This is a genomic window from Synechococcus sp. H70.1 (assembly GCF_047502705.1).
Classification (GTDB): Bacteria; Cyanobacteriota; Cyanobacteriia; order Thermostichales; family Thermostichaceae; genus Thermostichus.
On the sequence record NZ_JANSIV010000144.1, the window covers coordinates 1 to 575 of the forward strand.

Below are 575 nucleotides of genomic sequence, written 5' to 3' on the forward strand. Positions count from 1 at the left end.
GGTAGAGATACTCACTTGCTTCGGAACGTCAGCAGGCTCTGATGAAGGTCGCATTCTATCTTGCAGGAAAAAGAAAATCCCCAAAACTGCTAATCCGATTAAACCTAGAAAAAGGAACTTTTTGTTGCGGCTACTACCGGTAGATTGAGTAGGCAGAGCTGGCCGTTCTCTTCCTGTTAAGTTTAAGTTATGAACTTTTGAATCAATAAGTGTGTCTTCTTCTAGATTCACGCCAGAAGTTACGTCACGAGGAACATCTACTTTAACCAACGGAGTGCCATCGATAAGGCAAAAATTCAGAGTCTCATCTGAATATGAAGAGTGACACTTCGGGCAGGTTTTCATTGCCGAATATTATATCAAGAAATTGAAACTCTACTAAACGTTTTTTGAGATTAGGCTTGATTCTGTTCAAGAGTTTTTAGAGTTTTACCTTGAAGCAAGAAGCCAGAACTTGCTGTCAGATAAAATAAAATGGTGGCGGGGGGGAGACTCGAACTCCCAACCTTGGGGTTATGAATCCCACGCTCTAACCAGTTGAGCTACCCAGCCAACCAAAAACTTATTATAAATTC

At 41.2% G+C, this 575-nt stretch carries 1 protein-coding gene and 1 tRNA gene; both read right to left on the minus strand.

What is annotated here, in order from left to right:
- A partial coding sequence (locus tag NW827_RS09920) for a hypothetical protein (RefSeq protein ID WP_414503636.1) occupies positions 1-270 on the minus strand: 270 nt, incomplete at its 3' end.
- Positions 271-475: 205 nt separating this feature from the next.
- Positions 476-552: transfer RNA gene (locus NW827_RS09925), tRNA-Met, on the minus strand.
- Between the last annotated feature and the right edge of the window lie 23 nt (positions 553-575).